This window comes from Shinella sp. 20P9.1.1 (assembly GCF_057798995.1).
This window is the reverse complement of sequence record NZ_JBYOLC010000003.1, coordinates 72725-99371: the sequence shown is the minus strand read 5'-3', so window position 1 is coordinate 99371 and position 26647 is coordinate 72725. Positions and strand designations below refer to the sequence as shown.

At 63.4% G+C, this 26647-nt stretch carries 26 protein-coding genes; 10 read left to right on the top strand and 16 right to left on the bottom strand.

The window, feature by feature from the left end; genetic code table 11:
- Positions 1-11: 11 nt before the first annotated feature.
- From AC27VQ_RS06440 to paaX, 11 genes are all read right to left on the bottom strand, one after another.
- Complete coding sequence (locus tag AC27VQ_RS06440) at positions 12-260, bottom strand: hypothetical protein (RefSeq protein WP_488715656.1); 249 nt, start codon at positions 258-260, stop codon at positions 12-14.
- Positions 261-364: 104 nt separating this feature from the next.
- A complete protein-coding gene (locus AC27VQ_RS06435; RefSeq protein WP_488715655.1) occupies positions 365-865 on the bottom strand; it encodes an acyl-CoA thioesterase in 501 nt (166 codons plus the stop codon).
- Between the two features lie 4 nt (positions 866-869).
- Positions 870-2927, bottom strand: coding sequence for a phenylacetic acid degradation bifunctional protein PaaZ (paaZ, locus tag AC27VQ_RS06430; protein WP_488715654.1), 2058 nt, complete (start codon positions 2925-2927; stop codon positions 870-872).
- Positions 2928-2939: 12 nt separating this feature from the next.
- Positions 2940-3695, bottom strand: a complete 756-nt coding sequence (locus AC27VQ_RS06425) for a Phenylacetic acid catabolic protein (protein ID WP_488715653.1) — start codon at positions 3693-3695, stop codon at positions 2940-2942.
- 12 nt (positions 3696-3707) lie between these two features.
- Positions 3708-4784: a 1,2-phenylacetyl-CoA epoxidase subunit PaaE gene (gene paaE / locus AC27VQ_RS06420; RefSeq protein WP_488715652.1), complete on the bottom strand. Its 1077-nt coding sequence runs from the start codon at positions 4782-4784 to the stop codon at positions 3708-3710.
- A gap of 21 nt (positions 4785-4805) precedes the next feature.
- A complete protein-coding gene (paaD, locus tag AC27VQ_RS06415) occupies positions 4806-5330 on the bottom strand; it encodes a 1,2-phenylacetyl-CoA epoxidase subunit PaaD (RefSeq protein ID WP_488715651.1) in 525 nt (174 codons plus the stop codon).
- A gap of 9 nt (positions 5331-5339) precedes the next feature.
- Complete coding sequence (paaC, locus tag AC27VQ_RS06410; protein ID WP_313532174.1) at positions 5340-6095, bottom strand: 1,2-phenylacetyl-CoA epoxidase subunit PaaC; 756 nt, start codon at positions 6093-6095, stop codon at positions 5340-5342.
- On the bottom strand, positions 6095-6379 hold the full coding sequence (gene paaB / locus AC27VQ_RS06405; RefSeq protein ID WP_069061017.1) for a 1,2-phenylacetyl-CoA epoxidase subunit PaaB: 285 nt from the start codon (positions 6377-6379) through the stop codon (positions 6095-6097). Before paaB ends, paaC begins: the two co-directional genes overlap by 1 nt.
- A 12-nt stretch (positions 6380-6391) precedes the next feature.
- Positions 6392-7396 (bottom strand): 1,2-phenylacetyl-CoA epoxidase subunit PaaA, encoded by a 1005-nt coding sequence (paaA, locus tag AC27VQ_RS06400; RefSeq protein WP_488715650.1) that lies wholly within the window; start codon positions 7394-7396, stop codon positions 6392-6394.
- A gap of 22 nt (positions 7397-7418) precedes the next feature.
- A complete protein-coding gene (gene pcaF, locus AC27VQ_RS06395) occupies positions 7419-8624 on the bottom strand; it encodes a 3-oxoadipyl-CoA thiolase (RefSeq protein WP_421594033.1) in 1206 nt (401 codons plus the stop codon).
- Positions 8625-8805: 181 nt separating this feature from the next.
- The gene (gene paaX, locus AC27VQ_RS06390) at positions 8806-9699 is read right to left on the bottom strand and encodes a phenylacetic acid degradation operon negative regulatory protein PaaX (protein WP_488715649.1); all 894 of its coding nucleotides are present in this window, start codon (positions 9697-9699) and stop codon (positions 8806-8808) included.
- A gap of 202 nt (positions 9700-9901) precedes the next feature.
- Here paaX and AC27VQ_RS06385 point away from each other — a divergent pair, with 202 nt between their 5' ends.
- A complete protein-coding gene (locus AC27VQ_RS06385; RefSeq protein ID WP_488715648.1) occupies positions 9902-12568 on the top strand; it encodes a bifunctional diguanylate cyclase/phosphodiesterase in 2667 nt (888 codons plus the stop codon).
- Here the strand turns inward: AC27VQ_RS06385 and AC27VQ_RS06380 are convergent.
- From AC27VQ_RS06380 to AC27VQ_RS06360, 5 genes are all read right to left on the bottom strand, one after another.
- Positions 12546-13688, bottom strand: a complete 1143-nt coding sequence (locus tag AC27VQ_RS06380; protein WP_488715647.1) for a gluconeogenesis factor YvcK family protein — start codon at positions 13686-13688, stop codon at positions 12546-12548. The two genes, AC27VQ_RS06385 and AC27VQ_RS06380, sit on opposite strands and share 23 nt — an antisense overlap.
- 108 nt (positions 13689-13796) lie before the next feature.
- Positions 13797-15413, bottom strand: coding sequence for an ABC transporter ATP-binding protein (locus AC27VQ_RS06375; protein WP_488715646.1), 1617 nt, complete (start codon positions 15411-15413; stop codon positions 13797-13799).
- 1 nt (position 15414) lies between these two features.
- A complete protein-coding gene (locus AC27VQ_RS06370) occupies positions 15415-16539 on the bottom strand; it encodes an ABC transporter permease (protein WP_488715645.1) in 1125 nt (374 codons plus the stop codon).
- Positions 16532-17455: an oligopeptide ABC transporter permease OppB gene (gene oppB / locus AC27VQ_RS06365; protein ID WP_488715644.1), complete on the bottom strand. Its 924-nt coding sequence runs from the start codon at positions 17453-17455 to the stop codon at positions 16532-16534. Before oppB ends, AC27VQ_RS06370 begins: the two co-directional genes overlap by 8 nt.
- A 59-nt stretch (positions 17456-17514) precedes the next feature.
- Positions 17515-19110 carry a peptide ABC transporter substrate-binding protein gene (locus AC27VQ_RS06360; RefSeq protein ID WP_488715643.1) on the bottom strand — a complete coding sequence of 532 codons (1596 nt, stop codon included), beginning with the start codon at positions 19108-19110 and terminating at the stop codon, positions 17515-17517.
- Positions 19111-19388: 278 nt separating this feature from the next.
- Here AC27VQ_RS06360 and AC27VQ_RS06355 point away from each other — a divergent pair, with 278 nt between their 5' ends.
- The 9 genes from AC27VQ_RS06355 to AC27VQ_RS06315 all read left to right on the top strand — a co-directional run bounded on the left by AC27VQ_RS06355 (position 19389) and on the right by AC27VQ_RS06315 (position 26583).
- Complete coding sequence (locus tag AC27VQ_RS06355) at positions 19389-20162, top strand: amino acid ABC transporter substrate-binding protein (protein WP_488715642.1); 774 nt, start codon at positions 19389-19391, stop codon at positions 20160-20162.
- Between the two features lie 101 nt (positions 20163-20263).
- Positions 20264-20944 carry an amino acid ABC transporter permease gene (locus tag AC27VQ_RS06350; protein ID WP_313525132.1) on the top strand — a complete coding sequence of 227 codons (681 nt, stop codon included), beginning with the start codon at positions 20264-20266 and terminating at the stop codon, positions 20942-20944.
- A complete protein-coding gene (locus tag AC27VQ_RS06345) occupies positions 20941-21702 on the top strand; it encodes an amino acid ABC transporter ATP-binding protein (protein WP_488715641.1) in 762 nt (253 codons plus the stop codon). Before AC27VQ_RS06350 ends, AC27VQ_RS06345 begins: the two co-directional genes overlap by 4 nt.
- Before the next feature lie 133 nt (positions 21703-21835).
- Positions 21836-22279, top strand: coding sequence for a helix-turn-helix domain-containing protein (locus tag AC27VQ_RS06340; protein WP_488715640.1), 444 nt, complete (start codon positions 21836-21838; stop codon positions 22277-22279).
- 7 nt (positions 22280-22286) lie between these two features.
- Positions 22287-24098, top strand: a complete 1812-nt coding sequence (locus AC27VQ_RS06335; RefSeq protein ID WP_488715639.1) for an AfsR/SARP family transcriptional regulator — start codon at positions 22287-22289, stop codon at positions 24096-24098.
- Between the two features lie 30 nt (positions 24099-24128).
- A complete protein-coding gene (locus AC27VQ_RS06330; RefSeq protein ID WP_488715638.1) occupies positions 24129-24389 on the top strand; it encodes a hypothetical protein in 261 nt (86 codons plus the stop codon).
- Positions 24390-24453: 64 nt separating this feature from the next.
- On the top strand, positions 24454-24654 hold the full coding sequence (locus tag AC27VQ_RS06325; protein WP_488715637.1) for a hypothetical protein: 201 nt from the start codon (positions 24454-24456) through the stop codon (positions 24652-24654).
- 19 nt (positions 24655-24673) lie between these two features.
- Positions 24674-25858, top strand: a complete 1185-nt coding sequence (locus tag AC27VQ_RS06320) for a YcaO-like family protein (protein WP_488715636.1) — start codon at positions 24674-24676, stop codon at positions 25856-25858.
- Positions 25855-26583, top strand: coding sequence for a TfuA-like protein (locus AC27VQ_RS06315; protein ID WP_488715635.1), 729 nt, complete (start codon positions 25855-25857; stop codon positions 26581-26583). The genes AC27VQ_RS06320 and AC27VQ_RS06315 overlap by 4 nt, the downstream gene beginning before the upstream one ends.
- Positions 26584-26647 lie beyond the last annotated feature (64 nt).

Genomic DNA, 26647 nt, shown 5'->3' with positions numbered 1-26647 from the left:
GCTTACGCAATCTAATTGACGCGCGTCGGCCGCAACAGCGTGCGCTCCGTCACCGGGCAGCCTCCCTCGATCTTTGTCCAGGACGAGACATTGAGCTTCATCTCGCAACGCGCGAGATAGGAGCCGCCATCGACCCTTAAGCAGGATGTCTGGCCTAGTTCGAACATAACGCCGCGATTTCGGCATTTGCAGTTGTGAGCATCCGCCACAGTGGGGGTCAGGGCCAAGGCGAGACTCAATATGAGCGCTCCAAGATGCATGATCGATGCCTCCGGACGAAGGCGAATAGAATACACCCCGCCGAAGGCATCGTCAAAGTGACAGCCAGGCATGCGGCGACAAGCCGGGCAACGCGCAGGAACGCTTACGCGCCATCCTTCTCCACATCCTTGCCCGTCGCGGCAACCGACTCCAACCGCTCGGCAAACTCCCGCCGCAACGTGCGGCGCAACTCAGCCGCCTTGTAGCGCCTGACATCCACAGCGTCCTTCGGCTGCAAGTCGGGCACGCGCACCGGCCTTCCCGCATCGTCCACCGCGACCATGGTGAAGTAACAGGAATTGGTGTGCCGACGCTGGCCGGAGCGGATGTTTTCCGCCTCGACACGGATGCCGATCTCCATGGAGGTGCGGCCGGTGTGGTTGACCGAGGCGCGGAAGGTGACGAGTTCGCCGACGTTGATCGGCTCCTTGAACATCACCTGGTCGACCGACAGCGTCACCGCATATTGCTGCGAATAGCGGGAGGCGCAGGAGAAGGCCACGCGGTCGAGCAGGTTGAGCAGCGCGCCGCCGTGGACCTTTCCCGAAAAATTCGCCATGTCGGGCGTCATCAGAACGGTCATCTCAAGGCGGCGCGGGTCCATTCGGTCACTCTCTCGTTTTGGCTACCATCGTCAGAACGTCGTATTGCGCGACGGTAGCGCCCAGTTGGTTCGTCACATTGCAATCCCAGCGCACCTCGCCGTGTTCGGCATTGGCGCGCGGATTGATCTCCTTGCAGGTGAGCTGCACCTTCAGCGTATCACCGGGATTAACCGGTGTCAGGAAGCGTAGGTTATCGACGCCATAATTGGCAAGGACGGGACCCGGCGCCGGATCGACGAAGAGACCGGCGGCGAAGGAGACGATGAGATAGCCATGCGCCACGCGCCCGTCGAAGAACGGGTTTGCCTTGGCCGCTTCCTCGTCCATATGCGCATAGAAAGTATCGCCGGTGAAGTTGGCGAAATGCCCGATGTCGTCGAGTGTCACCGTGCGCGTGGCCGTAATCAGCTGGTCGCCGATCTTCAGTTCGGCAAGCGACTTGCGGAACGGATGCTCGCTGCCGACATGCGCCTCAGCACCCTGCATCCAGCGGCCGGTGACTGCGGTAAGCAGCGTCGGCGCACCCTGTATGGCGGTGCGCTGCATGTAATGTTTGACGCCACGCATGCCGCCCAGCTCCTCGCCGCCACCAGCGCGGCCGGGGCCGCCGTGCACGAGGCCCGGCAGCGGCGAACCGTGACCGGTGGATGACTTGGCGCTGACGCGGTTGCCGATCATCACGCGGCCGTGGAACGGCGCGAGGCCGAGCACGACCTCTTCGGTGAAAGCCGGATCATTGGTGAAAACTGAGGCGACGAGGCTGCCCTTGCCGCGCCGCGCCAGATCGACCGCTTCTTCCGCCGTGTCATAGGGCATGACGGTGCTGACCGGACCGAAAGCCTCGACATCATGGATAGCGCGCGCCGCGCCCGGCTTGTCGCAATAGAGCAGCACCGGATTGAGAAAAGCGCCGGCCGCGGGATCGCCGGACTGGATGTCCGCATTATTGGGATCGCCGGCGACGATTTCGGCATCCGCCGAGAGATCGCGGATACGGGCGCGAACCTCCTCGCGCTGGTCCAGGCTGGCGAGCGGGCCCATGCGGACGGCCTCGTCGGCCGGATTGCCGATGACGGTCTTGCCGAGGCGCGCGCGCAGGCTTTCGATGAGGGCTTCGCTATAGGAACGCGGGGCGATGACGCGGCGGATCGCCGTGCATTTCTGCCCGGCCTTCACCGTCATCTCGCGCGCGACTTCCTTGACGAAGAGGTCGAACTCGTCCGTGCCAGGCGCGGCGTCGAGGCCAAGCACGGCGGCGTTGAGGCTGTCGGCCTCCATGGTGAAGCGCACGGAATTCTGGACGATGGCCCTGTGCGTCTTGAGCCGCTGGCCCGTGGAGGCTGAACCGGTGAAGGTCACGGCATCCTGCCCCTCGACATGGTCGAGCAGATCGCCGACCGAGCCGCAGACCAGCTGCAAGGCCCCCTCGGGCAGAATGCCCATCTCGATAATGCGGCGGACCATCAATTCCGTTAGATAGGCCGTCTGGCTCGCCGGCTTGACGATGGCGGGAACGCCGGCCAGCAGCGTCGGCGCGAGCTTTTCCAGCATGCCCCAGCAGGGGAAGTTGAAGGCGTTGATATGGACTGCCACGCCCTGCAAGGGGCTCAGAATATGCTGCGCGGAAAACGTGCCGTCCTTGGAGAGCAGCTCCACGTCGCCATCGAGCAACACGCGGGTGTTCGGTAGTTCACGCCGGCCCTTGGAGGCGTAGGACAACAGCGTGCCGATACCACCCTCGATATCGACCCAACTGTCGGCGCGGGTGGCGCCCGTCGCGGTGGAGAGGGCGTAAAACTCTTCCTTCCTCTCCATCAGCGCTTGGCCGAGCGCCTTCAGCATGGCGGCGCGCTCGTGGAAGGACAGGCGGCGCAACGCGGCCCCGCCCTTCTCGCGGCCATAGGCAAGGCTCGCCTTGAAATCGACGCCGGTGGAATCGATGAAGGCGACGGGCGCGCCCGTCGAGGCGTCGAGCAGCGGCACGCCCTCCTTCGCGCCGGCAACCCACTGGCCGCCGACATAGCTTTCGAGCCGGCGCGGCCGGTTTGCCATGACGTTCATGTCACTATCCTTTCAATTCAGGCCAAGCGCAGAAAGCTGCGCATCGACCTCGGCCCGCCATTCGGCAAGCAGGGTCTCGTTTTGCGTGTGCCGCAGGCCGAAGCGCGACAGCGTCTCGAAACGAGCTGAGCCGGAATGGCCGAAACTCGCAGCAACGCGCGGATACCAGTAAGCGACCGAGGCTTTCGCTTTAGCGCGACCTTCCGCATCGTCGACGATCTGCACGAGACCGGCGAGGCCGAGTTCCGCATGGCGCGTCTCGCGCGGCAGGATGGCGCGAAAAACCTCGGCGAGCGGCTGGTATGAGACCCGCGACAGCTCCTTGAGCTGCACGACGCTTGCCCGGCCCATCAGCACGTTCATGACGACGGCATCCACCCAGCCTTGCAGCGGATAGTGGAAGACGGAGAGACGCATATCGCCCCCCTGCCGCGCCGCGCCGATATCGGCCTCACGGGCAAGCCTGATGGACCAGGGGTGATGCACGGCGTAACGCCCACCATCCGCGCCAAAGGTCTCCATTATCTGAAGGACCTTGCCGGCGTGATCGGCCTTTTCCAGCACGATACGGGCGGCGGAAATGCGTTCCTGAATGCCCGGCGCATCGTTGATAACATCGGCAAAGCCGGCGGAACCAGCCAGTTCGCTGTCAACGAAGCTCGCCATCAGGCGCAGCAACTCGCCGCGATAGCGCGGTGGTACATTGGCAGGAGACGAGAGAACGCCGCCCTGGGCGAGATAATCCTCGATCGGCATCGTATCGGACATGGCGTATCCCCCTTACTGGTCGTAGCTGACGACGATGCGGTCGGTGAGCGGGGTGCATTGGCAGGTCAGCACATAACCCTGGCGCACCTCGTAATCCTCGAGCGCGTGGTTGACCTCCATCTCGGCCTCGCCCTCGATGATCTTGGCGCGGCAAGTGGAACAGACACCGGCCTTGCAGGCGTAAGGCGCGTCCATGGCGTTTTCGAGCGCCGCGTCGAGCAGGCTCTGGCCCTGTTTCGGGAACTTGAAGGTCCGTGTCGCACCGTCGAGCGTGACGGTTGCCTCGCACATCGCCCCCTGGTCCACACCGGCAACGGCCTCGACCTTGCGCCTGATACGGCCGGGCTGCGAAGACGCGAAGAGCTCAAACTTGATCTGGTCGTCGCGAAGGCCGTGCTCGCGCAGCGCGGCGGCAATCGCCAGCATCATCGGCTCGGGGCCGCAGATGAAGGCGGTTGTCACCGACTTCGGGTCGATCCAGTTGCGGAAGAGCGCCGCACATTTCTCGCCGTCGATGCGGCCGGTGAAGAGGTCGATGTCCTGCGCCTCGCTCTCCAGCACATGCAGCACGGAGAAGCGGCCGAGATAGAGGTTCTTCAGGTCCTCCAGCTCCTCGCGGAACATGATCGAGCTGATCTGGCGGTTGGCATAGACCAGCGTGAAGCGGGCGCGCGGCTCGCGCGACAGCACCGTCTTGATGATCGAGAGAACGGGCGTGATGCCGCTGCCGCCGGCAAAGCCGAGATAGTGTTTTGCGGCATCGGGTTCCAGCGCGGTGAAGAAAGCGCCCATCGGGGGCATGGCCTCCATCACATCGCCGGCCTTCAGGTTCTCGTTGACCCAGGTGGAAAAGCAGCCGCCGTCAACGCGCTTGATGCCGACCTTCAAGACACCCTCATCCTTGCCGGCGCAGATCGAATAGGAACGGCGCAGCTCCTCATCCTCGAATTTCTGGCGGAAGGTCAGGTACTGGCCCTGCGTGAAATCGAAGACGGCGCGGTCCTCGTCCGCAGGCCGGAGCGTGACCACGACCGCATCGCGCGTCTCGCGGCGAACATCCGTCACGGTCAGGGGGTGAAAACGTGCCATGCGCGGGCCTCTCCCTATGGGTCAGATGCACTTGAAATAGTCGAACGGTTCCAGGCAGTCGGTGCAGCGATAGCTCGCCTTGCAGGGCGTCGAGCCGAACTGGCTGATCTTCTCGGTATTCACGGATCCGCAGCGCGGACAGGCGATCGTCAGGTTCGAGCGGCCGGAGAGCCGGTCGACGCGTTTCATCAGGATGCCGTCGGCCGCCGTGCCGTCGATCGGCGGGGCGATGCCGTAGGCCTTCAGCTTGTCCCGGCCTTCGGTGCTGATCCAGTCCGTCGTCCAGGCCGGTGAAAGCCGGCGCTCCAGCCGCACCTTGGAAAGCCCCTTTTCGGCAAGCGCCGTCTCGATATCGAGATTGATGATCGTGGTGGCGGGACAGCCCGAATAGGTCGGCGTCACCGTCACGACAAGCGTATCCTCCCGCCATTCGACATCCCGGATAATCCCAAGGTCGGTCAGCGAAATGACCGGGATTTCCGGGTCAGGCACCTGAGCCAGCCAGTGCCAGACCTCATCCAGCGAGGGGCGGAGTGCCGGTTCCATGGCCGCCTCCTACCAGGTCGCGCCCGGATAGGCGCGCTGCAGGAACTGCATTTCGGTCAGGATGAAGCCGAGATGCTCGGTATGCACGCCGCGCCGGCCGCCCTTGTGCATATAGCCGTCGGCGGGCTTCTTCAGCGTGCCCTCAGTCAGCGCCTCGGCGACGATCTCGTCCCAGCCGGCCTTGAGGCTCGCAGGTGCCGGGATGACGCCGGCCTCCACCAGTTCGGTATCCAGCGCATCGCTCATGAACATCTCGCCGGTATAGGGCCAGAGATCGTCCAGCGCCTCCTGCATGCGGCGATGGCTTTCGGCTGTGCCGTCGCCGAGGCGGATGACAAGGTCGCGGCTGCGGTCGAGATGGTAGGACACCTCTTTGAAGGCTTTTTCCGCGATCTCGGCGACGCGCTGGTCGGAAGACCCCTTCAGCGCCTTCAGCAGCAGATAGTGCCAGGCGTCGAACAGGAACTGCCGCATCAGCGTCTTGCCGAAATCGCCGTTCGGGCGCTCGACGAGCAGGATGTTGCGGAAGTCGTAGCCGTCGCGCAGATAGGCGAGGTCATCGGCAGAACGCCCCTTGCCCTCCACCTCGCCGGCAAGGCCGAGCCAGAGCTGGGTCTGGCCGATCAGGTCGAGCGCGGTGTTGGAAAGGGCAATGTCCTCTTCCAGTGCGGGCGAATGACCGCACCATTCGGAAACGCGGTGGCCAAGGATCAGCGTGTTGTCGCCGATGCGCGCCAGGAATTCGAAAAGCGCCGCGTTCGCCATCACATGTGCCCCACTTCATCCGGAATGTCGAAGAAGGTCGGGTGACGATAGACCTTGGAATTCGACGGGTCGAACAGCGGGCCTTTTTCCGAGGGCGCGCTGGCGGTGATCTCGGAAGACCGCACCACCCAGATGCTGACGCCCTCGTTGCGGCGCGTATAGACGTCGCGGGCATTGTTGATCGCCATCTCGGCGTCGGGCGCGTGCAGGCTGCCGACATGACGGTGGTTGAGGCCATGCTGACCCCGGATGAAGACTTCCCAAAGCGGCCATTCGCTGGACATGTTCTCTCTCCCCTACTCAGCGGCGATCTTGGCGGCGGCGCGGCGCTCGGCTGCCTTTTCCGCATGGGCCGTCAGGCCGTCGCGGAACCAGGCGCCGTCGCTCCAGGCTTGTCTGCGGGCGTCGAGACGCTCCGCATTGCACGGGCCGTTGCCGGCGATCACGTTGAAGAATTCCTCCCAGTCCGGCTCGCCGAAATCGTGGCCGCCCTTTTCCTCGTTCCACTTGAGATCAGGGTCGGGAACGGTAAGGCCGAGATATTTCGCCTGCGGCACCGTCTGGTCGACGAATTTCTGGCGCAACTCGTCGTTGGAGTTCTGCTTGATCTTCCAGGCCATCGACTGGGCCGAATGCACGGAAGCATCGTCCGAGGGCCCGAACATCATCAGCGACGGCCACCACCAGCGGTTCAGCGCATCCTGCACCATGGCCTTCTGGGCCGGCGTGCCCTTCACCATACGCATCAGCGCGTCATAGCCCTGGCGCTGGTGAAAACTTTCTTCCTTGCAGATGCGCACCATGGCCCGCGCATAGGGGCCGTAGGAACAGCGCTGCAACGGCACCTGGTTCATGATGGCGGCACCATCGACAAGCCAGCCGATCGCGCCGATATCGGCCCAGGTCAGTGTGGGATAGTTGAAGATCGAGGAATATTTCGCCTTGCCGGAATGCAGCTGCTCATACATCTGGTCGCGGCTGATGCCGAGCGTTTCGGCGGCACAGTAGAGGTAGAGGCCATGGCCCGCCTCGTCCTGCACCTTGGCGAGCAGGATCGCCTTGCGCTCCAACGTCGGCGCGCGGGTGATCCAGTTGCCCTCGGGCAGTTGCCCGACGATTTCCGAATGGGCGTGCTGGCTGATCTGGCGCACCAGCGTCTTGCGGTAGCCCTCGGGCATCCATTCCTTCGGCTCGATCTTCTGGCCGGCATCGATGCGCTCCTGGAAGGCGCGCTCCTGCGGCTCCATCTCGTCGAGGGACCGGACGCGGGCGGCATCGGTCTTCACCATTTGTGCGTACATGGTCTCTCCTCCGGTTTGCGCGTCAGACGCGTTCGAGAATGATGGCGATGCCCTGGCCTACGCCGATGCACATGGTGCAGAGGGCATAGCGTCCGCCCTGGCGGTGAAGCTGGTAGGCAGCGGTCGTCACGAGGCGCGCGCCGCTCATGCCGAGCGGATGGCCGATGGCAATCGCGCCGCCGTTCGGATTCACATGCGCGGCATCGTCGGGCAGGCCGAGATCGCGCAGCACGGCGAGTGCCTGCGAGGCGAAGGCCTCGTTGAGTTCGATGACATCCATCTGGCCGAGCGAAAGACCGGCGCGTTCGAGCACCCGGCGCACCGCAGGCGCAGGACCGAAGCCCATGATGCGCGGCTCAAGCCCCGCCGCCGCCATGGCGACGACACGCGCCTTCGGCGTCAGGCCCTGTGCCTTTGCGGTCGCTTCGTTGGCGATGATCAGCGCGGCAGCACCGTCATTGACGCCGGACGCATTGCCGGCAGTGACCGAGAGATCCGGGCCGTTGACACCCTTCAGTCTGGCAAGCTGTTCGGCAGTCGTGCCGGGACGGGGATGCTCGTCGGTATCGATGACAAGCGGATCGCCCTTCTTCTGCGGCAGGGAGACCGGCACGATCTCGTCAGCAAAAACGCCGGCTTCATGCGCGGCCGCCCAGCGCGCCTGACTGCGCGCGGCAAAGGCGTCCTGATCCTCGCGGGTGATGGCGAAATCGGCGGCGACGTTGTCGGCCGTCTCCGGCATGGAATCGACGCCGAATGCCTTCTTCATCTTCGGATTGACGAAGCGCCAGCCGATCGTCGTGTCGTAAACGGCATTGGCGCGGGAGAAGGCGCTTTCGGCCTTGGGCATGACGAAGGGCGCACGGCTCATGCTCTCGACGCCGCCGGCGATGACGAAATCGCAGTCGCCGGCGCGGATGGCGCGCGCCGCCATGCCGACGGCGTCCATGCCGGAGCCACAGAGGCGGTTGACCGTCGTTGCAGGAATGGAAACGGGAAGCCCGGAGAGCAGCACGGCCATACGGCCGACATTGCGGTTGTCCTCGCCGGCCTGGTTGGCGCAGCCATAGATGAGGTCATCCACCTTCGACCAGTCGACTTGCGGGTTACGCGCCATCAGGCCGGCAAGCGGCAGGGCGGCAAGATCATCGGCACGCACCGACGACAACAGCCCGCCATAGCGGCCGATGGGTGTACGAACGGCATCGCAGATAAAGGCTTCGGACACGCGGCTTCCTCCCTGGCATCCAGGCCGGTTTCCCTCTCCTCGAAAGATTAACCGACCGATCGGTTACTTATTAACAGCACAAACATCACAAATCAATGGCGATTTTCATATTTTCTGTGACACTTCATTCCAGCAGCTCCCATCATACCACAAGGGTCGGCTTTTCCGTGCAAATTGTGCGCTAGTTTGCGCCGCGCAACAGCGAAAGACGGCGCGCCGTCGCCTCGCTCATCTCCGGCAAGCCACCATCCACCGTTACGAAATGGCGGGCGACATACTGGTCCGCTTCCGGCGAAAGGCGAAGATAGAGATCGGTGAACAGGCTGCGCGCCGCCTCGCCCGGCCAGTCCGCGGGCAGCGCTGCCTGCGGCAGGCGCGGATCGCGCAGCACGACCAGACGGAACTGATGCACCAGAACCAGTCGCGCCACGAGGCTTTCGGCCGCACTAAGGCGCACTCGCCCTGCCAGCAGATCGGAAAGGCGCCGGAACCGGTCGATAAAGCCGCGATAGGCATCCGCATGCTGCGCAAGGTTCCAGTGATCGGCGGCAAACGCCCCGAGATCGCCCTGGCCGCTCACCACCTCCGCGCGGAAGATGACGGCGGACTGTTTCAGCACCGGCATGGCGCGGGCGCCGACGGCAAGCCGGGGCCCAAGCCGGGCGTGACCGGCCCGCTCCAGCTGCTGCATCGCCTCGTCCGGCGCGTCACCGGTCAGTTGCACGAAATGCCAGTCCGCCGTCTCCGGCGGGCCGAACAGCAGGCGGGCGGCAGCGGCGAATTCCGCGCGGGCAGGAGCTGCGAGGCGATAGAAACTGCGCCGTCCCTCGCGCTCGCCCGAAAGCTGGCCGGCGGCGACCAGCCGCGAGACGGCGGTGCGCACCAGGGTTTCGCTGATGCCGACAGCCGCACAGGTCTCGATGAGATTGCCGGTCCAGACCACGCCGCCGCGCGGCTCCACCACGTCGCCATAGATGGTGACGATGAAACCGGCCGCCTTCAGCGGGCTCTCCTCGACAATCCCGCGGACCAGCGCGCCGAACACGCTTTCCGCCCTGTCCTGATGCGACGGCAAACCTGCCCCCTTCTGTTTCGATTGCGCCGAGGACTAGCGCGAACGGACGGTGACGGAAAGAGCCCGTGCAAAAGTGCTCCCCAAACCGTTCAGAATCGGCCGACACCTCGTCAGCAAATATTAAGTTGCATCTGCCATCGTTCCCCAAACGCCCAAGAGCCGCCTGCCGGTGGCGCGAGCAAATGGGAACGAACTGGCAGAAATGAACGATCGCAATGCGACATTCTCCTTTCGAGGGCTGGGATACTACATCCCCGCCATCGTCGTCGCATTCGCGGTTCTCGTCGCCGCCGTGCTCGCCGATGCCCAGAAGCGGCGGCTGGAAGAAGAATATCTGCGCTCTTCCACCACCGAACAACTCGGCCTGCTGCGCTCCCGCCTTGAGGGCAATATTCTCGGCAATGTAAAGCTCGTGCAGGGCCTCGTCGCGACATTCTCGACCGAACCGGACATGTCGCCGACGCATTTCGACGATCTTCTGAGCCGCATCTTCCGCGAAGAAAACCAGCTGCGCAGCCTCGCCATCGCACCGGATTTCGTCGTCAACCGCGTCTACCCGCTGAAGGGCAACGAACGCAGCCTTGGCCTCGACTATCGCAAGAACGAGCGCCAGCGCGCCGCCGCGCTCCAGGTGATGGAACAGGATCGGCTGATCGTCACAGGACCGGTCGATCTGGTTCAGGGCGGGCGCGGTGTGATCGCCCGCTATCCGATCCATGTTGGCAAGGAAAATGCCTTCTTCGGCATCGCTTCCGCCGTCATCAGTCTCGACAAGCTCCTGGCCACCAGCGGGTTCACCGACGACCTCAAGATCGCGGTCACCCTCTCAAGCAAGCCGCACAACGGCCAGGAGGCACGGACGTTCTTTGCCACGCCCAACACGGTCGATGCCAATCCCGTCGATATGACGATCGATATCGGTCACGAGATCTGGACCATGTCGGCCGCGCCGCTGAAGGGCTGGCGGCAGCCCTCCGCCGATCTCGGCACCTTCCGCGCGGGCCTTGCCCTGCTCGCCATCATCATTGTCGCCCCGATATTCTGGGTCGGCTACCTCATGAAGGAGCGCCACAAGCACATCCTCACCCTGCAGGATCGCGAAGATCGCCTGGAAACCATCTCGCAGCGCCTGCAGCTCGCGCTCGATGCTTCCAAGGTGGGTGTCTGGGAATATGACAGCGAGACCTCGGCGCTCTCCTGGGATGCGCGCATGCGCGCGCTCTACAATGTACCGCCGGAGCAACCGATCTGCGGCTACGACGATTGGCGCGCTGCACTTCATCCCGATGATATCGCAGAAGCCGAACGTGTCTTCGCGACAGCCATTGCCGATGAAAAACCCTACATTACCGAGTTCCGCGTCATCGGGCATGACGAGCGTATTCGCCATATCCGCGCCCATGGCATGACCTATCGCGCCTCGTCCGGCGCCAAGCGCATCGTCGGCGCCAACTGGGACGTTACGGAAGATACGCTCTTGCAGGCCGAACTGCTCGAGGCCAAGCTGACGGCCGAGGCGCAGAACCACGCGCTGGAGGAAGCCCGCCGCGTCATGGAGCACAATTCGCTGCATGACGCGCTGACGCGCCTGCCCAACCGCCGCTTCCTCGATCAGCAGCTGGCGCTCGCGGGCAATGGCGACGGCCGTCCGCTGACGCTGCTGCATATCGACCTCGACCGCTTCAAGGACATCAACGACACGCTGGGCCACGCTGCCGGCGACGAAGTGCTGAAACACGCCGCCGGTGTGCTGCGTGCCCATATTCCGCTGGAAGACTTCATTGCCCGCATCGGCGGCGACGAATTCGTGCTGCTGTCGCGCCGCGATCCGGCACAGGCCGATTTCACCGGCCTCTCCGCCCGCCTCATCGAGGCGATCAGCGAGCCGATGATCATCGAAGGCCATGACTGTCGCATCGGCGCGAGCATCGGCATCGCCACGCGCAACGATGCGGACGAGTCCCCCGAGCAGCTTCTCGTCAATGCCGATATCGCGCTCTACGAGGCCAAGCGCCGCGGCCGCAACCGCGTCGAGGCCTTCAACGATGAACTGCGTTTGCGCACGGTCGAAGTGAAGCGCCTCAGCGACGATATCCTGCGCGGCCTGGAACGCGGCGAATTCCGCCCGTTCTTCCAGCCGCAGTTCGATGCGGAAACGCTTGAAATCGTCGGCGTCGAAGCACTCGCCCGCTGGGAGCATCCGACGCGCGGCTTCATCGCGCCCGATGTTTTCCTGCCGGTCGCCGAAAGCCTCAATGTCGTCGCCCGCATCGACGAGACGATCCTCGACCAAGCGCTGTTCCAGGCGACACGCTGGGAAGGCCAGGGGCTCGGCATTCCGCGCGTCTCCGTCAACGTCTCCTGCCAGCGCCTGCGCGACGAGGGCCTGATCGACAAGCTGAAGGCGATGAACATCCGCCCCGGCGCGCTGACCTTCGAACTCCTGGAGTCGATTTCCTTCGACACGGCCGACGACGGGCTGCGCCAGGCCATCGAGGAGATCAAGGCGCTCGGCATCGATATCGAGATCGACGATTTCGGCACCGGCCACGCCTCCATCGTCAGCCTGTTGGAGCTTTCGCCCAAGCGCCTGAAGATCGACCGCCGGCTCGTGCAGCCACTGTTGGAATCGACGTCGCAGCAGAGCCTCGTGCGCTCGATCATCGATATCGGCAAGGTGCGCGATATCGAGACCGTCGCCGAGGGCGTCGAGACACTGGAGCATGCCGCGCTGCTGCGCAGCCTTGGCTGTCACACCCTGCAGGGCTATGCGCTGGCACGGCCCATGGCGGCCGATGATTTCCTCGCCTTCGCCAAGGGGCGAAGCTGGATGCCGGACGCCAGGATCACGCCCGCAAAAGCGAGCTGAGACTGTCGGCAACCGCCGCGCCGTCATGGTGGCCGCGCTGCCAGGCATCCTCGAACTCACCGATGACGGCCTCGGTGCCAAGTCGCGCGCAGGTCGCCTCCAACGCCCCGTTGCCGAGATAGGCGAAAGCGCCGACGGTCTTTTCGAAGGGCAGAAGCTGTCGGTTTGCCAGCGCATGGGTGAAGGGCCGCACATCCACTCCGCCGCGCTCGCGCCAGACGGATGCCGCGGTCTGCAGCATCTGGGCGAGGTCGAGGCCCCGCGTCTCTCGGCATTGCAGAATGTTGCCGATGAAGACACGGCGGGCGTGCAAATTCCGCGCGATGGCCGGCACGACGCCCTCGACGAGAAAATGCGGCAGCACGCTGGTATAGAAGCTGCCGGGGCCGAAGACCACGACGTCGGCACTTTCAAGGCTTTCGATCACCGCCTCGTTGGCAGGAGCCGGCGCGCCGTTGCGGCCGGATAACAGGATCTCGCGAATGCCGGTCCTGCCCTGCTCCTCGGGAAGCGCCGTCACGCGGTGCTGGCCGGATACAACAGTCTCGTCCTTCAGCACGGCCGAGAGATCGGCGCTACTGTCCGCCGTCGAGGGCCAGACATGGCCGGCGACATCGCAGAGCTTGCGGAAGACGAAGATGGCGGTGTTGATGTCGCTGTTGTGGGCAAGATGCGCGCCGGTGAGGATGAAATTGCCTATACTGCCATTGCGGAAATCGAAATCCGCGCCGATGGCCGCGCGGAAGGTGCGCAGGTAGTTGAGGATCGCGCCGCGCAGGCCGGGCTCCATGCGCTCCAGCAGCGGATGGCGGCCTTCGGCATAGAGCGCGAATTCGGTATCGGCATCGGCAAGGCTGCTGCTGGTAAGGCGTGCATTGCAGACCTTCACCACATCGCCCGCCCGGCCCTCGCCATGCGCCATGGTCATCAGCGCCTGGCGGATATCGCCGACGCCGAGCACGTCGAGGCTTTCGCGGATCACCTTGGAACTGCCGCCGCTATCCCAGGCGGGCACGATACGGGTGAGCCGCACCGGCTTGGCGCAGAGCGCCAGATTGGTGGAGCGGCAGGCCGTCCCGCCGGAAAAGAGCACGATATGCGGCAAGCGGTCGGTGGCCATGCGGTCTCCCAGACGTAAACCCCGGAAACGCGGCTGCGGTTTCCGGGGTGGAACTCTTGATACAATTACGGTCTTTTCGCGATGGAGGGAAAGCGAAAATGCCTGTTGTCAGGGGCAGATATTGTAGGCCGCCCCGATCAGCGTCCTGGTATAATCCGCCTGCGGCGCGTTGAAGATCGCGTCCGTCAGCCCCTCCTCGACGATCCTGCCATCCTTCATCACCACGACGTAATCCGACATGGCGCGCACCACCGACAGGTCGTGGCTGATGAAGACATAGGACAGGCCATGGCGGGACTGGAGATCGCGCAGAAGCTCGATCACCTGGCCCTGCACGGAGCGGTCGAGCGCCGAGGTCGGCTCGTCGAGAATGACGGCCTGGGGCTTGAGGATCATCGCGCGGGCAATCGCGATGCGCTGCCGCTGGCCGCCGGAAAATTCATGCGGGTAGCGGTTGCGCGCCGCAGGATCGAGCCCGACCTCCTTTAGCGCCTCGATCGCCCGCTTGTCGCGCTCGGCCCGCGTGAGCTGCGGCTCGTGCACATAGAGCCCCTCGGTGATGATCTCGCCCACCGTCTGGCGCGGCGAGAGCGAGCCGTAGGGATCCTGGAAGACCACCTGCATGCTGCGGCGAAGCGGCCGCATGCCCGTCCGGTCGAGTTCGGAAATATCCGTTTTGCCGAACCGGTAAGCGCCCTTGCTGGCGATGAGGCGCAACAGGGCCCGCCCGAGCGTCGACTTACCCGAGCCGGACTCGCCGACGATGCCGATCGTCTGCCCCTCGCGCAGGCTGATGCTGACATTGTCGACGGCGCGGAAGGTGTTGGCGCGATTCTTCAGCAAGCCACCGTCGATCTTGTAATAGACGACGACATTGCGGCCTTCGAGGATAACAGGCGCGTTGTCCGCAGGAGCGGCCTTGCGGCCATGCGGCTCGGCCTCGATCAGCATGCGCGTATAATCGGCTTTCGGGTTTCCAAAAATCTCGGCCGTCGCGCCCTGCTCCACCACCTCGCCGTGCCGCATGACGACGACCCGCTCGGCGAAGTGCCTGACAATACCGAGGTCGTGCGTGATGAGCACGATCGCCATGTCGAAACGCTCTTGCAGATCGCGCAGCAGCTTGAGGATCTGCGCCTGGATGGTTACGTCGAGCGCCGTCGTCGGTTCATCGGCGATCAGGATGTCCGGCTCGTTGGCGAGCGCCATGGCGATCATCACGCGCTGGCGCTGGCCGCCGGACATTTCATGCGGGTAGCTGTTGATGCGGCGCTCCGGGTCGGGAATGCCGACGAGCTTCAATAGCTCCAGCACGCGCGGCCGCGCCTCTCTCTGCGAGCCGCCGCGGTGATGCACGATCACCTCGGCGATCTGCTTGCCGACGGGATAGAGCGGATCGAGCGAGGTCATCGGCTCCTGGAAGATCATGGTGATCTTCGCACCGCGGATCTCGTTGAGTGCCTTGGGCGGCAGCCCGACCATCTCCTGCCCGCGGTATTTCGCGGAGCCGGAAACGGTGCCGTTGCTGGCGAGCAGGCCCATGATGCCCATCATGGTCTGGCTCTTGCCGGAGCCGGATTCGCCGACCACCGCCAGCGTCTCGCCGGGGCGGACGTCGAGGTTGATGCCCTTCACCGCATTCACGGCGCAGTCGGGAGTCTCGAAGGTGACCTTCAGGTCCCGGACGGCAAGGATCGGTTCCATGGTGTTTTTCGTCTCGTCCATGTCAGCGATCCCTGGGGTCGAACGCGTCGCGAAGGCCATCGCCGACGAAGTTCAGCGAGAAGAGCGTGGCGACGAAGAAGATGGCGGGGAAGACGAGCAGCCACGGCGCCGACTGGATGTTGTTGGCACCTTCGGCGATCAGCGAGCCCCAGCTCGTGAGCGGTGCCTGGACGCCGAGGCCGAGGAAGGAGAGGAAGCTTTCGAGCAGGATCACCTTCGGCACGATGACGGTGACGAAGATGACGACCGGGCCGATCGTGTTGGGAATGACGTGCCGGCGGATGATCTGCCAGTCCGTCAGGCCGAGCGCCTCCGCCGCGCCGATGAATTCCCGCCGTTTCAGGGACAATGTCTGCCCCCGCACGATGCGGGCCATGTCGAGCCATTCCACCGCCCCGATGACGAGGAAGATCAGAATGAAGCTGCGCCCGAAGAACACGACGAGCACGACGACGAGGAAGACGAAGGGCAGCGAATAGAGGATTTCGACGAAGCGCATCATCACATTGTCGACGCGTCCGCCCATATAGCCTGATATCGCGCCGTAGCTGACGCCGATGCCGAGCGAGACGAGGCTGGCAAGCAGGCCGACGGCGATGGAAATCTGCCCGCCAAGCATGACGCGCGCCATGAGGTCGCGGCCGTTTGTATCCGTGCCGAACAGGAAATATTCCCGGTCGACGACGCCCTTGAGGGTGAGCTTGCGGCCCTCGTCCTCGGTGGCAGTCACCTCGGTTTTGTCGAACTCGTTGGCCCGGTCGAAATAGCGCGTGGCGCGCGGATCGATCGGATCCTTGGCGGTGATGACAGCCGTGAAGGTCTCGCCCTCGACGGAGAAAGATTGCAGCTCGACGCGGGCACGTGCGGCGACACCCTTCATTGCCTCTTCCAGCGTATCTTCGCCCGGACGCGGCTCGAGGCTTGGCGGGATGGTGACGTAGGAGGAAAAGACCTGATCGTAGCTGTGGCTGATGAAGAACGGCCCGAAGAACGAGAAGCAAGCGATCAGCACCAGCATGACGGCGCCCACCATGGCGGGCCGGTTGCGGCGGAAGCGCATGACGGCGAGCTGGAAGAGGCTGCGCCCCTTCATCTCGGGCGCGGAGGAGAGGATGGCATCAGTCATGGCGAACCCTCGGATCGAGCAGGCCATAGAGGATGTCGACGGCCAGGTTGAACACGATGACGAAGATGGCGATCAGGACGACCGTGCCCATGACGAGCGTATAGTCGCGGTTGATCGCACCGAGCACGAAATAGCGCCCGACGCCGGGAATAGTGAAGATCGTCTCGACGACCGCCGAGCCGGTGAGGAGCGCCGCCGCACAGGGCGCGAGATAGGAGACGATCGGCAACATGGCGCCGCGCATGGCATGCACCACCACCACCGACCTCGCCGGCAGGCCATAGGCCCGCGCGGTCCGGATATGATCGGTGCGCAGGGCCTCGATCATCGAGCCGCGCGTCAGGCGGGCGAAGACGGCAAGCTGCGGCAAGGCAAGCGCGATCATCGGCAGGATGAGGAAGCGCAGCGACCCGTCACCCCAGCCGCCGGCCGGCAGCCAGGCGAGCGTGATGGCGAAGATCAGGGTCAGCACCGGGCCGACGACGAAATTCGGCACCGTCACGCCGACGGTCGCGACCGACATGACCGCGAAATCCAGCGCGCTGTTTTGCCGAAGCGCGGCGATCGTGCCGACGATGACACCGCCGACGAGCGCGAGCAGCAGCGCATAGAAGCCGAGCTCCATCGAATAGGGCAGCCCCTTGCCGATCAGTTCGGCGACGCTGTTGTCTTTGTAGATATAGCTCGGACCGAAATCGCCGGTCAGCGCGTTGCTCATATAGGTGAGATATTGCCGCCAGAGCGGCTGATCGAGTTGATAGGCCCGCATCAGGTTTTCCATCGTGGCAGGCGGCAACGGTCGTTCGAGGTTGAACGGACCGCCCGGCGCAAAGCGCATCAGGAAAAAGGAAATCGTGACGACGATGAACAGCGTCGGCACGGCGCTGGCAAGGCGCCGCAGAACGAAAGCAAGCATGACCAGGTCTCCCCAGATACGCAGTGCGCGACCCTTACGGGCCGCGCACTTACGTTAGATCATTCGGAAACGCTGAGGAAGCGGCTGAGGTGCTGGTTGGCGGCATTGTCCTGCCAGCCCTGGACCTTGCCGGAGACGAGCCACAGATCGGCCTGCGTGAGGAACGGCGCGATCGGCTGTTCCTTCATGAGAACCGCTTCGGCATCATGCAGGACCTTGGCACGGGCGGCCGGGTCGCGCTCTTCATACGACTTCTTCATCAGAGCGTCGAAGTCGGCATTGTTGAACTGGCCGTAGTTGAAGGTCTTGTTGGTGCTGACGCTGAGGCCGAGGAAGTTTTCCGGGTCCGCATAGTCTGCGACCCAGCCGGCGCGCGCCACGTTGAACTTGCCGCCTTCCTGAAGGTAGGCGTAGTGCGATGACACGTCGAGGTTCACCATGGAGACATCGGCGCCGAAGGTGTTCTTCCACATGTCGGCCACGGCGGTGGCTACGCGCTCGTGGTTCGGGTTGGTGTTGTAGCGGATCTCGATCTTCAGCGGCTTGCCGCCTTCGCCGTAGCCCGCTTCCTTCATCAGCTTGAGCGCCTCATCCTCACGGTCGAGCTGCGACATGGTGCCGAAATCGGCCGTCGCCGGCGTGTAGCCCTGGATGCCCGGAGGCACCATGGAATAGGCCGGCAGCTGCGAACCGGAATAGATTTCCTTGGCCAGGAAGTCGCGGTCGACGGCCATGGAGAGCGCACGGCGCACGCGCACGTCGCTATAGGGCTCCTGGCGGGTGTCGAAGGCGTAATAATAGGTGGCCAGCGTCGGCGAGACATGCACCTGATCGCCATAGCTCTTCTTCAAGCGCTCGATCTGGTCGGCGGAGAAATTGTAGACGAGGTCCATTTCCTTGGCCTCGAAGCGGCGCACGGACGCGGCCTGATCATCGATCGGGTAGAACACCACCTTGTCGAGCTTGACGTTCGCGGCATCCCAGTAGCTGGCATTCTTTTCGACGACGAGGTTGTCGTTCGGAACGTGGCTGACCAGCTTGAAGGCGCCGTTCGACACCATCGTGCCGGGCTTGACGAAATCCGCGCCGTTCTTCTCGACGCTCGCCTTGGAGACCGGCAGCGCCGTCTGGTGCGCCAAGAGTTCGAGGAAGAAGGGCGTCGGGCGCTCCAGCGTGATTTCCACGGTCTTGGCATCCACGGCCTTCACGCCGAGCTGGTCGAGGCCGAGCTCGCCCTTGTTGACCTTTTCGGCATTCTTGATCGGGTAAAGGATATTGGCGTAACCGGCTGCCGTCTTCGGATCTTCGACGCGGGTGAACGAGAAGGCGAAGTCTTCCGCCGTCACCGGCGAGCCGTCCGACCACTTGGCGTTTTCGCGCAGCTTGAACGTGTAGACCGTGCCGTCGTCGGAAACGGTCCAGCTTTCGGCCGCACCGGGCACGATCTTGCCGGCGGCGTCATAGATCGTCAGGCCTTCATAGAGGTCCTTGAGGATGAATTCCTCGATATTGATGGAGGTGTGCGCCTGGTCGAGCGTCTGAGGCTCGCCGGCATTGCCGCGGTGGAGCACCGCTTCGGCGAGTGCCGGGCTTGCGCCGATGAGGATCGCGCCGGCCAGAAGTGCCGCACGAAAACCGATCATTTTTTTTGCCATTTTGTTGTCCTTCCCCTTTGTTGTTTTTTGGGTGCACAATCAATTGTCGCTGTTTTGTCCGTTGGCAAGACCCTAAAAACAGGAAATGCACCGCGCATCTGCAACCTGCGAGAAGCATGCAAAAGCTGGAAAAACACGACCTTAAGCGCGGGAAGGACGAGGCGAGTGAGAAGAATATTTCCATTTGCCCAAATTATTCGCAGTTTTCTGCCCACCGTTTTGCACGAATTTCTGCGATTGATCCGCCATCGAACACGAGCCAGAAACGGAGTCCCACGATGAACTGGTTGAAGACCCTCGCTGCCGCCGCAGCGCTCCAGGCCGCTATCCTCGCACCCGCCCATGCCGGCGAAAACCTCGCTGCCATCCAGTCGGCCGGCGCGCTGAAGATCGGCACCGAAGGCACCTACGCGCCCTTCACCTACCATGATACCGACGGCAAGCTGGTCGGCTTCGACGTCGAGATCGGCGAAGCCATCGCCAAGAAGCTCGGCGTCAAGGCCGAGTTCCTCGAAGGCAAGTGGGACGGCCTGATCGCCGGCCTCGACGCCAACCGTTACGACGCCGTGATCAACCAGGTCGGCATCACCGAAGCGCGCAAGCAGAAATACGACTTCTCCGAACCCTATATCGCCTCCAAGGCCGTGCTGATCGTGCGCGCCGACGACGACAGCACCAAGGGTTTCGCAGACCTGAAGGGCAAGAAGTCCGCCCAGTCGCTGACCAGCAACTTCGGCAAGATCGCCGAGGGCGCCGGCGCCGAACTCGTCGGAACCGACGGTTTCGACCAGTCGATCCAGCTCGTGCTGACCGGCCGCGCCGACGCCACGATCAACGACAGCCTGTCCTTCCTCGACTTCAAGAAGCACAAGCCCGACGCCAACGTGAAGATCGCCGCCGAGCAGGAAAATGCCGATTATTCCGGCGTCATCATCCGCAAGGGCGAGCCGGAACTCCTGGAGGCGATCAACAAGGCGCTTGTCGACATCAAGGCCGACGGCACCTACAAGACGATCTCCGACAAGTATTTCGGTCAGGACGTCTCGAAGTAATCAAGTGACGGCCGCTTCGCGGCGGCCCGTTCCTGTACTATAGATGAAACGACAAACTGGCCGGGGATCACTCCGGCCAGCCGCATTTCGGAGGGTTTCCCGTGCCGCCGTGGCTTCAACTGATGCTGGATTCGCTGGCGCCCCTTTTGTGGGCAGCGCTTGTCTTCACCATTCCGCTTACCCTCCTGTCCTTCGTGCTGGGCCTCACGCTCGGCCTCTTGACCGCCATCGCGCGGCTGTTCGGGCCGAAGCCGCTCGTCGCCGTCGCCCGCTTCTATGTCTGGGTGATCCGCGGCACGCCGCTGCTCGTGCAGCTCTTCGTCATCTTCTACGGCCTGCCGAGCGTCGGCATCCTGCTCGACGCCTTCCCGGCCGCCCTCATCGGCTTCACGCTGAATGTCGGCGCCTATACGTCGGAGATCATCCGCGCCGTCATCGCCTCGGTGCCACGCGGCCAATGGGAGGCGGCTTATTCGATCGGCATGAGCTGGTCGCAGGCCATGCGCCGCACCATCCTGCCGCAGGCGACCCGCGTCGCCGTGCCGCCGCTGTCCAACACCTTCATCTCGCTGGTGAAGGACACCTCGCTTGCCGCCGCCGTCACCGTGCCGGAACTCTTCCAGACGGCGCAGCGCATCGTCGCCACCACCTACGAGCCGCTGATCCTCTATATCGAGGCGGCGCTGATCTATCTGGCGCTGAGCTCTGTGCTCTCGGCCCTGCAGGTGCGGCTGGAGAAGCGCTTTGCCCGCTATGGCGGCTTCCTGGAGGCCCGCACATGATCGAACTCAGCCACATTGAAAAACGCTTTGGCGACAATCATGTCCTGCGCGACATCAGCCTCAGCCTTGCGGAAGGCACCGTGACGGCGCTGGTCGGCCCCTCGGGCGGCGGCAAGAGCACGCTTCTGCGCTGCATCAACCTGCTGGAGACGCCGACCTCTGGCTCCATCAAGCTCGGCGACGAGACGATCGACTTCGCGCCGGGCCGCAAGGTCGGCTGGGACGCGATCCAGAAGCTGCGCCGGCAGACCGGCATGGTCTTCCAGAATTTCCAACTCTTCCCGCACCAGACGGCCATCGCGAACGTGATGGAAGGTCTCGTCACCGTCTTGAAATGGCCTGCCGACAAGGCGCGCGCCCGGGCGCTGGAACTGCTCGAAAAGGTCGGCATGGCGCACAAGGCGGATGCCTGGCCGGCCACGCTGTCCGGCGGCCAGCAGCAACGCGTGGCGATCGCCCGCGCACTCGCCCCTTCGCCGCGCGTGCTGCTCTGCGACGAGCCGACCTCGGCGCTCGATCCGGAGCTTGCCGAAGAGGTCGTGGAAGTGCTGAGCCGGCTTGCCCGCGAAGGCACGACCATGGTCATGGCGACGCATGATCTGCGGCTTGCCTCGCGCGTTGCGGACACGGTGGTGTTCCTCGATGGCGGCGTGATCGTCGAGCAGGGTCCGCCGCGCTCGATCTTCTCCGCACCGGAGCGGGAACGCACGAAAAAATTCATCGCCTCGCTGAGCGCACCGCAGAACTACGATATATAGACTGCACGCGACCTCACGTTACGGTAGCGACTAAATACGCGACGCGGCAGTTGCATCCGCTCTGCGATTCAAGCAGAGTGAGGCGATAATCGCATCTCGCCATGCCCCGGCATGCTTAAGGGGAGAAAGTCTCATGAACAAGAAAGTCCCTAACCCGATCGACGTCTTCGTCGGTTCCCGCGTCCGCCTGCGCAGGCTGATGGTGGGCATGAGCCAGGAGGCACTGGCCGACCGGCTGGGTGTCACCTTCCAGCAGGTTCAGAAATACGAAAAGGGCACCAACCGCATCAGCGCGAGCCGCCTCCAGGCGATCTCCGACGTGTTTCGCGTGCCGCCGAGCTTCTTCTTCCAGGACGACGACAACAACGCACCGAGCACGGGTGCCGGGCACGAGACGGGCGACGTCTCGACCTTCGTCTCCTCCAAGGAAGGCCTCGACCTCAACCGCGCCTTCCTGAAGATCGAGGATGCCGGCGTGCGCAAGTCGATCATCCAGCTCGCGACCGCGCTTTCCAAGGCAAGCGCCGCCGACGCGGCCAGCGATCGCGCCGACAGCGCACCGGAACTGCGGATCTGAACCCGGAATGCCGGCACGGCTGCAGACGTTCGGTCATCTGCGCCTGCTCGACGAGGGCGGCAACGACATCGTCTTTCCCGAAAAGGCGCTCCTGATCCTCTGCTATCTCCTGACGCGCGGCATCACAGAGATGCCCCGCGCGGAGGCGGCGAGCCTTTTCTGGGATGAGGAACACAGCGCCAGCGCCTTCGCCAATCTCCGGCAGACGGTCTCCCGCGTCCAAAAGCGCCAGCGCGAGCTGGACCGATCCTATCTTACCTTTACCGACACGGCGGTTTTGCTCGGGCCTGAATCTATCGAAAGCGATGTCGGGCAGGTTCGCGACGGCGCGCATCTCGATACGTTGACAGACCTCCTGAGCGAGGACTTCCTGAAATATACCCGGTCGGGTAACCGCGTGCTGATGAGCTGGATCACGTTGCAGCGAACGGCGCATATAGCGCTTTTGCGCAGCACGCTGCTCAGCGGAAACGTAACCGAAAACGGCGTGACGCGGCAGGTGCGTTCTGCAGCAGCCCTTCGCCTTCTGGAAAGCAGCCCGGACGATGACGAGGTTCGGGCCGTGCTGACGGGCCGGCCGGTCTTGCACGCGCCCCTGATGACGCTTCAGCCGACCATCCAGGTGCTGACGCCGCACGAGCACGACATTTCACGCCCCCGCAAGAACCCGCCACGCGTCGTGCTCTTGCCCCCCGTCACCACGCTTGCCGCCCGCAACGCCGCGCGCTTTTCCGAAGCATTGATCGAGGATGTGACGATCGGGCTCTGCGCCCTGCGCTCCATCTCGATCATCGCGCCGCACACCGCAGCCCAGATATCGCTGCAGACCGACCGGGCCGCCACCTACGAACGCCACAAGATCAGCTACATCCTCGAGACGAGGCTGCGCGACGAAGGCGACGGCCATACGCTCTTTGCCCAGCTGATCTTCTTCGGCAGCGACGAAGTTATATGGGCCGATCGCTTCCCGCTGACGGCGGAAGGCCTTGCCCGCTCTCGCCAGATGATCGCCCATCAGATTGCCGGTGCGATTGCCACCGAGATCGAACGCAACGAACTCGTGCGCAGTGACTACGAGGGCGACGCCAATGCCTATCGGAGCTTCCTGACGGGCCAGAGCCTCCTGAAAAAGCTCGACCTGCGTGATATTCGCCGCGCCCGCAAGAGTTTCCGCGATGCCCTGCAACTGAAATCTGATTTTGCGCCGGCAATGGGCGGGCTATCACGCAGCTACTTTCTTGAGTGGCTCGTCACGGCACGCGGCGATGCGGACCTCTTGAAGAAAGCCGAACAGCAGGCAGAAGAAGCCGTCCGCACGGATAGCTATCTGCCCTCCGCCTATCGCGAGCTTGGCGTTGCCAAGCTCTATGCCCGTCAGTTCGATGAGAGCGCCGAGCATTTGGAACGAGCCGAAACACTGGGCCCGAACCACGCAAATGCCGTTGCCAGTTACGCCGACACGCTGGTGCAGGGTTCCCGCCCGGATCTTGGCATCAAAAAAATACAGCGGGCAATCGACCTCAATCCTTTGCCTCCGGACGATTATTTCTGGATCGCCGCCGGTGCGAGTTACTCGATAGGCCTGTACGAACAGGCCCTTGATTACATCGCCCGCATGAAGGATCGGTTACCCGCTGATCGCCTTGCTGCCGCAAGTTGCGGCATGCTTGGTGATGCCAGGAAGGCGCGGCAATTCATCCGTCGTACATACAATGTACACCCCAACTTCGATCTGGAAAGCTGGATGGCGATCGTACCCTTCAAGGAGGAATGGCAGCGCCAGCATTATTATGAAGGGTTGAAGAAGGCCGGTTTTTGAAAGTGCCACTCCATAGAAAGGGAACACGATATGGCAAACATAGTTATACTGGGCTTGCAGGGGGAAGAAGGATTGTGGATGGTCGATCTCGGTGTCGGCACTGTGACGGCCCTGCCAGTACCCGCAACTGGCGCTCTGAAAGCGGCTGATGATATGCGCAAAGCAGGTGCAACCATAGCCAAAGGTGTCAATCTCGCAGCTCTTGCGACGTCAGCAGAAGCCGCCTCCGGCGGGTACATGGATGCAGGTGGCGGATATATGGACACCGACGGTGGATATATGGATAAATAAGCCGATGCTAACTGGCACGCTGGCGAAGTGTCATCAAATCAACTGACAATCTGGGAGATTGGAAATGTCGAAACTTGTTGTTCTCGGTCTTGAAGGAGAGGACGGTCTTTGGGTTGCTGACCTAGATGCCGGTACTGTCGCAGCTGTCACAGGCCCCGCAGCAGAGACCCTGCGCAAGGCCGATAAGGCTGCAATGAGCGGTGTCAAATTTGCGACCGTCGCTGTAGCAGCAGAGTCGCTCTCCGGCGGCTTCTACGACAAGTGAACATCAAACGGCTCATCGCATGACAGCCTATTCGGACCGCATCTGCGGACCCGAGGAAACATGGAGCCGGATCGAGGCCTTGCTGCCTCGGTTCGGCATCACACGGCTTTCCCGCCTCACGGGCCTTGACCGGCTCGGCATTCCCGTCTGGAATGCCGTGAGCCCGAATGCACGTTCCATCGTCATCAACCAGGGCAAGGGTATCACCGATATCGATGCCCGGGTTTCCGCTGCGATGGAGGGACTTGAACGGGCGATTGCCGGCGATCCTCTCGTGCCTATACGAAAATCCTCGCGCCGGGCCTTTGCCGAGACGGGACAAACATGCCTGCCGCTCGACATTTTCGTTGCCGCCGGGCAGGCCTTCATCGACGAAAATGAAGAAATCGACTGGCTTACCGGCCATGACATCGTGAGCGGCGAGCGCGTCTTCGTGCCACGAGAGGCCGTCTGCCTCGACCGGACGAACCCAGCGCCACGCTTCTGGCAATCCTCCGATGGACTGGCCTCCGGCAATTCCGAATCCGAGGCGATCCTGCATGGCCTACTGGAGCGCATCGAGCGCGATGCCGACCGGCTCTGGCGCCTGGTGCCACGTGCAAAACGCCTTGCCTGTGCGATCGACCCCGCCACCATCGACGACCCCGTCGTGACCGATCTTGTCGGACGTATCCGCGATGCCGGCCTCCACCTGAAGCTCTTCGACATCACCAGCGATCTCGCCATTCCCACCTATGCCGCCGTGCTGGGCAACGAGGGCCTCGCCGAAAAACAGCAGCCGCTCTTCCACGACGCCACGATCGGCTACGGCACGCATCCGGTCGCGCTGCGCGCCGTCATCCGCGCGCTCACCGAAGTCGCGCAATCGCGCCTGACCTATATCAGCGGTGCCCGCGACGATCTTTTTGCCGAAACGTTCACGCGGCCACTGGCGCCGGAAACGCTTGCTCTGTTCGATGCTCAGCCCAGTCCCGCCCAAACCTATTCCTCGCCGCAAGGCGATGCGGCGGCCTTGCTCGTCCACTGCCTCGAAAAACTGGCGCATGCCCGCATCACACCTATCGTCGCTGTGCCACTCGGCGACGCTGCGCTGCCGATCTCGGTGGTGAAGGTCGTCGTTCCCGCGCTGGAAAACCCCGAGGGCGCGCGCCGGCACACCGTCGGCGCGCGGGCGCTCTCGCGCATGGTCTTCGGATCGATATGAAAAAAGTTCTCTTCGTCGGCCCCAGCCTGCCCGATGCGGCCACCCTGTGCGGCGATGCCGTTCAGGTGCTGCCCCCTGCGGCGCACGGCGACGTGCTGACCGCCGTGCGGGCAGGCGCAGTAGCGATCGGTATCGTTGACGGCAATTTCGAACATGTCGCGCCCGTCTGGCACAAGGAAATCCTCCATGCGCTGGAAGAGGGCGTCACCGTTTTCGGGGCCGCCAGCATGGGCGCACTGCGCGCCGCCGAGTGCGATGCATTCGGCATGATCGGGGTCGGCTGCATCTATGCGGACTATGCCGCCGGACACCGGATCGATGATGCCGACGTCGCACTGCTGCACGGTCCGGCGGAACTGGGGTATCCCGCACTGTCGCTTCCGCTCGTCAACGCCGACGCCACGTTGGACCGGTTGGATGCACTGGAAGCCATTGATAAGTATGACATATCACGCCTTCGTGATGCCGCCGGCAGCCTTTTCTACAAGGACCGGACCTGGCCCGCGATCCTCAAAGCCGCTGGATTGGGGGAAGATGAAAAACGCCTCCTACAACTTCTCCATGCAGCAACGGTCAACCGGAAGCGCGAGGACGCGCTTGCCCTTGTTGCTGCAATACGGGATTTCCAGCCGGGAACCCCTGCCAAACAGGGAAACTGGACCTTTCGGGCAACCTCGCTTTGGCGCATCGCGGCCGATCAACCCAGAACGAAGCAAAGCGTGTAGTTTCCCATTCCGCGTGTGTCACGCTTGAGTCACGCGCAAAAACCCGGAGTCACGCCTATAGTTC